Consider the following 7,368-nt stretch of genomic DNA (forward strand, 5'->3'; position numbering starts at 1 on the left):
TCGGTACCTGTGTTCCCCCGGGGGCGCCGGCATCTCCAGGCGCTTACCGGGTGGTGGCACTGAGTGCGCTTTGCCGGTTCAGCTTCGCCAGTGTGTTGATCAGGTCGTCGACGTCGTCGGTCAGGGCGGTCAGCGTGTAGCGGGCGGGCTCGGGCCGGTCGTCCGGGGCGGCCAGCGGGTCGTCCAGGTCGTTCCGGCCGGGCGGGTCGGGTTCGGTCTGGGTCGCGGTGCGTTCCAGGGCGTCGGCCAGGCGGTCGAGTGTGCGGGCGGACGGGCTGTTCTCGTCGGCGTTCTCCGAGGCCAGGTCCGTTACCGCGATGAGCCGGTCGCGGATGCGGAGGGCGGCCCGGACCGCCGCGTGCAGCTGCCCGGCCTGGACGGTGTCCGGCGCCGGCTCGTCCTTCAGCCTGGTCCCGGCGTCGGCGGCACCGTCGATGGCCTTCCCCGCGGCGGCCATCTCGTCGCCTTCGAGGCCGGGTCGCCGGCCGTCGAGCACCGAGGCGGCCGCGCGGGTGAGCGCCGCCATCGCGGTCAGCAGCTCGGTCGTCCTGGCGGGCACCTGCCGCGCGGCCCCCCGGGGCCAGAGCACGCGGGCGCCGAGTGCCGCGATCACGCCTCCGGCGGCGACGAGTTCGACGCGGTCCAGCGCCACGGACCAGCGGGACACTTTCGTGAGATCCATCAGCATCATGAGCAGCGGCGCCGAGCACACCGTCCATGCGGTGTAGCTGAACGACCGGAGCGTGAACCCCGCCAGTGCGAACACCAGCATCAGCGCGACGACATGCGGGCGCGCGGGTGCGGCGGCCAGCACGACGGCCGCGATCATGCTGCCCGCCGCGTTGCCGGTGATCCGCTGCACGACGCGCGGTACCGTCCTGCCGTAGGTGTCGCGCAGGCTGACCAGGACCGTCACCGCCATCCACTGCCCGTGCTGCAGCCGGAAGGCCGCGGTGATCGCCATCGCCACCGTGACCAGCACGGCGACGCGCGTGGCGTGCCGGAAGCGGGGTGATCGCTCCCGGACCTCGCGGGCGAGGGCGGCCGCGGCCTCGCCGGGTTCGAACCGGGGCCGCTTCCAGTGGACGGACGGAGCCAGCCGCAGTCCGTCGCCGAGTTCGTCCCGGGCCGACTCCAGGGCGCTGTCGATGCGGTCGACGGAGTGGGTGATCTGCCGCAGGACGGCCCCGTCACCGCCGCGTGCGTGGCGTGCGAGATCGGGGGACGGTCCGGCGGCCGGTGCCGCCGTTTCCCGGGCCAGCGCCGTGGACAGTGTCCGGACGCCCTGCGCCAGCCCGCGGATCGCCTCGGTGGCGTCGGAGCGCCATGGGTCCGGGGCGGGTCCCCTGTCGACGAGCACGTGGATCTGGGTGTGCAGTCCGACGGTCTCCCACACGATCCGGCGCAACGTGTCGATGATCTGCTGCGGCTGGAGGTTCTCCTGGGCCTCGTCCTCGCCGCGGTAGTAGCGGGAGGTGGCGGTGGCGTCGCGCAGGGCGGTCTCCACATGCCTTCGCGACCGCTCCCAGCCACAGTTGTCGGAGGAGTGGATTCCGCCCGTCCAGGTGGACGTCTCCAGGTCGCCGGCCACGGTGTCCAGCAGCGCGGCGACGGAGCCGGCGGCCCTTCCCAGCGCGTCGTCCAGCGGCCGGAGCCGCCGGGCCGGCCAGGGCGACAGCAGGAGCAGGGCGAGCCACAGCCCGCCGAGGCCCATCAGCAGCATGTTCTCCAGCGGGTCCCCGGGCGGCGGCCGGACGGACGTGAGCAGCACGGCCATCGCGGCCGTCGGCCTGATCCAGGGGACCGACGCCGCCAGGACGACCACGACGGGGAGGACGGCGACGGTCGCCCATGGGTGGCCCGCGAGCAGCCCGCCGAGCGCGCCGCCGGCGACGATGGCCGCGAGGGAGACGGCCAGGGACCGGGCGCGGTTCCCGTAGGGGCCGCCGGGAGCGCCGAAGGCGAGCAGGAATGCCCCCAGGGCGCCCAGCGTCCCCTGACCCATCCGGTCGGTCAGCAGGCCGAGGAGCAGAGGCAGACCCAGGCCGAGGGTGACCGCGAGCCCGTAGACCGGTGTCGCCTCCGCCTTGACCCGGACCAGCCATTCCCGCAACTTCCGCCCGCCCTCCGGTGGATGTCTACCTCCGGTATTCACCGGCCCTCCCGGCGCTACCACCAGTCCCGGCCACAGAATCGGCAACGCGCCGGCCAAGCCCCTCGCCGCCGCGCACTGTGATCTGCGTCACAGCTGTTCATGAATCGGGGGGCTGTCTCGTCTTTGGTTCGCGAGTGCACCGACAGGAGACGAACGGAGACGTGGTGAAGGTCTTCATTGCCGGCGCGCCTGCCGCGAGCGGCAGGCAACCTGCTTCCCAGCCGATCAAAGGCGACCCCAGTGTGGCCGGGGCAGGCCTCCCGCAGGACGGAGTGAGGCCATGAACGCCGCTATCGCCACGTCGGGGCTGGTGAAGACTTTCGGGACGACCCGTGCGCTGGACGGTCTCGACCTGTCGGTGGAGACCGGTGAGGTGCACGGGTTCCTGGGCCCGAACGGGGCCGGGAAGTCCACCGGCATCCGGGTGCTGCTCGGGCTGCTGCGGGCCGATTCGGGCCAGGCGAAGGTGCTGGACGCCGACCCCTGGTACGACGCGGTCGACCTGCATCGCCGGATGGCGTACGTGCCGGGGGACGTCGAGCTGTGGCCGAACCTGACCGGGGGCGAGGCGATCGATCTGCTCGGCCGGCTCCGGGGCGGCCTCGACAAGACCCGCCGGACGGAGCTGATCGAGCGGTTCGACCTGGATCCCGGCAAGAAGGGCCGTACCTACTCCAAGGGGAACCGGCAGAAGGTCGCGATCGTGGCGGCGCTGGCTTCGGACGCGGAGCTGCTGCTGCTCGACGAGCCGACCGCCGGGCTCGACCCGCTGATGGAGGTGGTCTTCCAGGACGTGATCAGCCAGATGAAGGCCGAGGGGCGCACGGTTCTGCTGTCCAGCCACATCCTGGCTCAGGTGGAGCACCTCGCCGACAGGGTCAGCATCATCCGGCAGGGCCGGATCGTGCAGTCGGGGACGCTCGCCGAGATGCGGCACCTGACCCGCACCACGATCGAGGCCGAGACCGGCCGTCCGGCCGCCGGCCTGGAGCGGCTGCCGGGCGTCCACGACCTGGAGGCCGGGGAGGGCCGGGTGCGGTTCGCCGTCGACGGCGAACACCTCGACGACGCGGTCAGGGCGCTGAGCGAGTCCGGCATCCGCAGCCTGATCAGCCACCCGCCCACGCTGGAGGAGCTCATGCTGCGCCACTACGGCGACGAGCTCGCCGGGGCCGGAAACGGCGACGGGACCCCGCGCGGCGCCGCCGGGCGGGAGGAGCTGTGACGGCGACCACCGTCCGGGAGCCGGCCCGGGCGTCCGCCCGGCGCTCGCCCGGCAGTGTGCTCACCGGTACCGGCGCGCTCGTCCGGCTCGTCCTGCGCCGCGACCGGATCAAGCTGCCGGCCTGGCTGCTGGGCATCACGGTGCTGCTGTCGTACTTCAACACGGTGGTGTCCGAGGCGACCAAGACCGAGGCGCAGTTGCAGGACGTCAGGCGGTTCACCGAGGGGACGATCGGCGCCCTGTTCGGCCCCGGGTACGGCCGCGACGCCATCACCACGGAGCGGTACCTCACCAACGTGTACGGGGTGTTCTTCTTCATCCTGGCCGCGCTGATGAGCCTGCTGCTGGTCTCGCGGCACACGCGGCTCGACGAGCAGAACGGCCGGGCCGAACTCGTCCGCTCCAGCGTGGTGGGGCGCCACGCGCAGCTCACCGCGGCGCTGACCGTGGCGGCGGGCGCGAACGTGCTGCTGGCGCTGCTGCTCTGCGGCGCCCTGACGGCCAACGGCCACGGCAGCGGTCCGGGACTGCTGTTCGGCGCCGCGGTCGGAGCCGTCGGCCTGGTCTTCGCCGGCATCACCGCGCTCACCGTCCAGATCACCGAGAACTCCCGCACCGCGACCGCGATCGCGGGCGCGACGCTGGGCGCGGCCTGGGCGGTCCGGGCCGTGGGCGACATGATCACCGACTATGGCAGCCCGCTGTCCTGGTTCTCACCGCTGGCCTGGTCCAACCAGACCCGGCCCTATGTCGACGGCCGCTGGTGGCCGCTGCTGCTGTCGGTCGCGCTCGCCTCGGCCACCGCCGCCGTCGGCTACGCGCTGTCGGGCCGCCGGGACGTCGGCGCCGGACTGGTCCCGGCCCGGCGGGGAGCCCCGGCCGCGGCGCCCTGGCTCAACTCGCCCGTCGCGGCCGCGTTCCGGCTGCAGCGGGCCGGCCTGATCTGGTGGACGGCGGCGCTGGCGGCCTTCGGTTTCCTGTTCGGGACGGTCGCCGACCAGGTCGCCGACCCCGACGACATCAGCGCGGACCGGATCGAGATGTTCGGCGGCTCCGTGGACACCCTGGTCGACGGCTACCTCAGCGTGATCACCCTGTTCACGGCCGTGATCGCCGGCGTCATGGTCCTCCTCGGCGTGCAGTCCATGCGGTCGGAGGAGACCAAGGGCCGGGCCGAACCGATCCTGGCGACCGCGACCAGCCGACGGGCCTGGTTCGGCGGCTACCTGGCGGTGCTCTCGATCGGGCTGGTCGGGCTACTGCTGGTGGTCGGCCTCACGACCGGGATCGGCGCCGCCGTCTCGGTCGGCGACGGCTCCTACATCTGGGACATGGCCATGGCGCACCTGGCACACGCGCCGGGGGTGCTGGTCCTGCTCGGGATCGCGGCACTGCTGTACGGCCTGTTCCCGAGGGCGATCGGCTTGACCTGGATCCTGATCGGCTACAGCCTGTTCGCCGGACTCTTCGGCACGATCGTGGATCTGCCTCAGTGGCTGCTCAACCTGCTGCCGATGGAGCACACCGGGCAGCCTCCCCTGGACGGCGTCTCCTGGCCGGCGGTGACGATCCTCCTGCTGATCGCCGTCGCGCTGGTGGCGGCCGGGCTGGCCGGGTTCCGCCGCCGCGACCTGGAAACCAGGTGAACCACGGTCCGCTCCGCCGCGGCCTGGCCGCGGCCGGTGGGCGGGACGCCGGGCACGGACCGGCGTCCCGCCCGCCGGGAAACCCCAGGCGGGACGGAGGCCTCCTCGGCTCGTCACCGGTACCGGGAAAGTCAATGGCGCACCCGATTTTTCGCGTCGATTGTTCTTGCTACTGTGGCCCCCCATGGTGCAGCAGGCATTCCCAGGGCCTTCTTGGCCGAGTGGGTCCGCGAGCGAACGCGCCCTGCCGCCGGTAACCACGGGGACGTATCGTCACCGGTTTCCACGCCGATGCCGCGCCGGCGGAACCGGACCCGGCCCCGCAGCACCCGACCGTCGCACGGGTTCCGCCGAGGGATCGGGCTGACACGGCATGTCCATCTCGGAACTGTACGGTGATCTGCGGCCGTTCGCGTTCGCCATCGCCTACCAGATGCTCGGCAGCGTGAGCGAAGCCGAGGATGTGGTACAGGAAGCGTTCCTGCGAATGCACCAGACCTTTCAACGGGACGAACAAATCGACTCGCCGCGGGCGTACATCGCCAAGCTGGTGACCCGGCTGGCGATCGATCAGTTCCGTTCGGCGCGGGTGCAGCGGGAAAGGTACGTCGGCGAGTGGCTGCCGGAACCACTGGCCACCGAATTGATGCCGGCCGACCAGGTCGAGATCATCGATTCGCTTTCGCTGGCATTCCTGGTGCTGCTGGAGAGCCTGACGCCGCTACAGCGGGCCGCGTTCCTGCTGCGCGAGGTTTTCGAGTACCCCTATACGGCGGTCGCCGAGATCATCGGCACCGATGTGGACGGGACGAGGCATCTGGTCGCGCGGGCCCGTGACCACGTACGGAAGCGCCGGCCGCGTTATTACGCCACCCGGCGGCAGCGGGAAGAACTGGCTCAGCGTTTCTTCGCGGCGACCGAGCGGGGCGACCTGCCGGCGCTGGAGAATCTGCTAGCACGGGATGTGACGCTGCGCGTCGACGGGGGCGGCAAGGTGCCGGCTCAGCAGCGGCCGGTGCACGGTCGGCAGCGGGTGGCGCGTGCCCTGTCGGTCGCGATGTCGGTGCTGGCGCGCACCGGTGTGAGCGTCCATGCCGTCGAGATCAACGGGCAGCCCGGCGCCGCGGCGATCGACGCGAACGACCAGCTGGTCGGGGTGTTGGGACTCGACATCCACGACGGCCGGCTCCAGGCGATCCACTTCATCGCCAATCCCGACAAGCTGCGCCACCTCAACCGGGCCGACCGCCTCGGTGACCTGCCGCGTGACGGCCGCCGACCGGGCGACGGCTGAACCACCGGCCACGGCGCCGCACCCGAATGGACGGCCACTCGGGCAATCGACCGGCATCCCCGCAGGACCAATCGCGGGATTTCGAAGCGCACCCGGCCCCGCGCTTACATTGCCCCCGAGAGGGTACTTCTTGAGGCGCGCCACGGTTCAGCCGCCATTCCGCCTATCTCCTTGGTTTGTTTTCCGTTCGGGCGGTTGACGTTCCAGCCCACTTCGAAGACGATGCATATAGCAGGGTATTTCTGTACACAACCGGCGGCCTTGGGATCAACGGGGAGAGTATGACCGGACGCGTACTGTGTCGAGCATCATCGTGCCCGGGAAAGAACAGCAATATGGAGAGGGGGGCACGCGGAGCCGGAACAGGCCGGTTCGTTTGCGCGGCATGCCTGAACCTGCTGGTCGGCGACATTCAGAAGCTACCGACCTTGTACGACGACTGTATGGGCCACACAAGTTCAAGGCCATTGCGCGTGATGCGCAACGGTCCCCGGAAGATCACGACCGCCGCCCCGATAAGCCCCGCCGCCGCGGAGGTGCGAACGGCCATTCGCACGGTCCTGGTGTCGTGGGCGGGCCTCGTCACGGACGAACGCCGTCTCGAACCCCCGCCACGCGACATCCGGGCGCTCTCCCGGTTCCTCTGCCGCCACGCCGAGTGGCTGGCCGCTCACCCTGCCGCCGGAGAAATCGTCGACGAGATCGGAGAAATCACCCGGGCCGCGAGGAAGACCGCGTATCCGAACGGCGGCGGGCAGGTGCCGGTCGGCGACTGCCCCAATTGCGAAGGTGACCTGGTGGCGCTCATCCGCCGCCGCGATGATCCGCTTCCGTCGGAGATCGTGTGCACCGATTTCCCGGACCACACGTGGCCGGCGACTCGCTGGGCCACGCTCGCTCGCGCGATCCAAGGACGCTAGGAGCTAAGAGCCACAACCCGACCGTTCCCTGATCCCCCGCAGGCCGCGCAGCAGCCGGTCGTACGTCTCGCCTTGCCCACCACGGCACGCCCGATCGGACTTCTGCTCGCCTCCGGCTCCTCCAGCGG

The 7,368-nt window shown here is 71.3% G+C and carries 5 protein-coding genes; 4 read left to right on the forward strand and 1 reads right to left on the reverse strand.

From position 1 onward, the window contains the following. Positions 1 to 43: 43 nt before the first annotated feature. A complete protein-coding gene (locus E1285_RS24680; RefSeq protein WP_132156015.1) occupies positions 44 to 2,113 on the reverse strand; it encodes an FUSC family protein in 2,070 nt (689 codons plus the stop codon). Between the two features lie 322 nt (positions 2,114 to 2,435). Between E1285_RS24680 and E1285_RS24685 the strand changes: the two genes are divergently transcribed. The 4 genes from E1285_RS24685 (at position 2,436) to E1285_RS24700 (ending at position 7,240) form a co-directional block, all read left to right on the forward strand. Then, entirely contained in the window at positions 2,436 to 3,380 is a 945-nt protein-coding gene (locus E1285_RS24685) for an ABC transporter ATP-binding protein (RefSeq protein ID WP_132156017.1), read from the forward strand. Continuing rightward, positions 3,377 to 5,026 (forward strand): ABC transporter permease, encoded by a 1,650-nt coding sequence (locus E1285_RS24690; protein WP_207946792.1) that lies wholly within the window; start codon positions 3,377 to 3,379, stop codon positions 5,024 to 5,026. The genes E1285_RS24685 and E1285_RS24690 overlap by 4 nt, the downstream gene beginning before the upstream one ends. Before the next feature lie 373 nt (positions 5,027 to 5,399). Then, positions 5,400 to 6,320: an RNA polymerase sigma factor SigJ gene (gene sigJ / locus E1285_RS24695; RefSeq protein WP_132156019.1), complete on the forward strand. Its 921-nt coding sequence runs from the start codon at positions 5,400 to 5,402 to the stop codon at positions 6,318 to 6,320. Between the two features lie 335 nt (positions 6,321 to 6,655). Further along, entirely contained in the window at positions 6,656 to 7,240 is a 585-nt protein-coding gene (locus E1285_RS24700) for a hypothetical protein (protein WP_207946793.1), read from the forward strand. The last annotated feature ends 128 nt before the right edge of the window (positions 7,241 to 7,368 follow it).

Source organism: Actinomadura sp. 7K507, from assembly GCF_004348425.1.
In the GTDB taxonomy this organism is placed as follows: domain Bacteria; phylum Actinomycetota; class Actinomycetes; order Streptosporangiales; family Streptosporangiaceae; genus Spirillospora.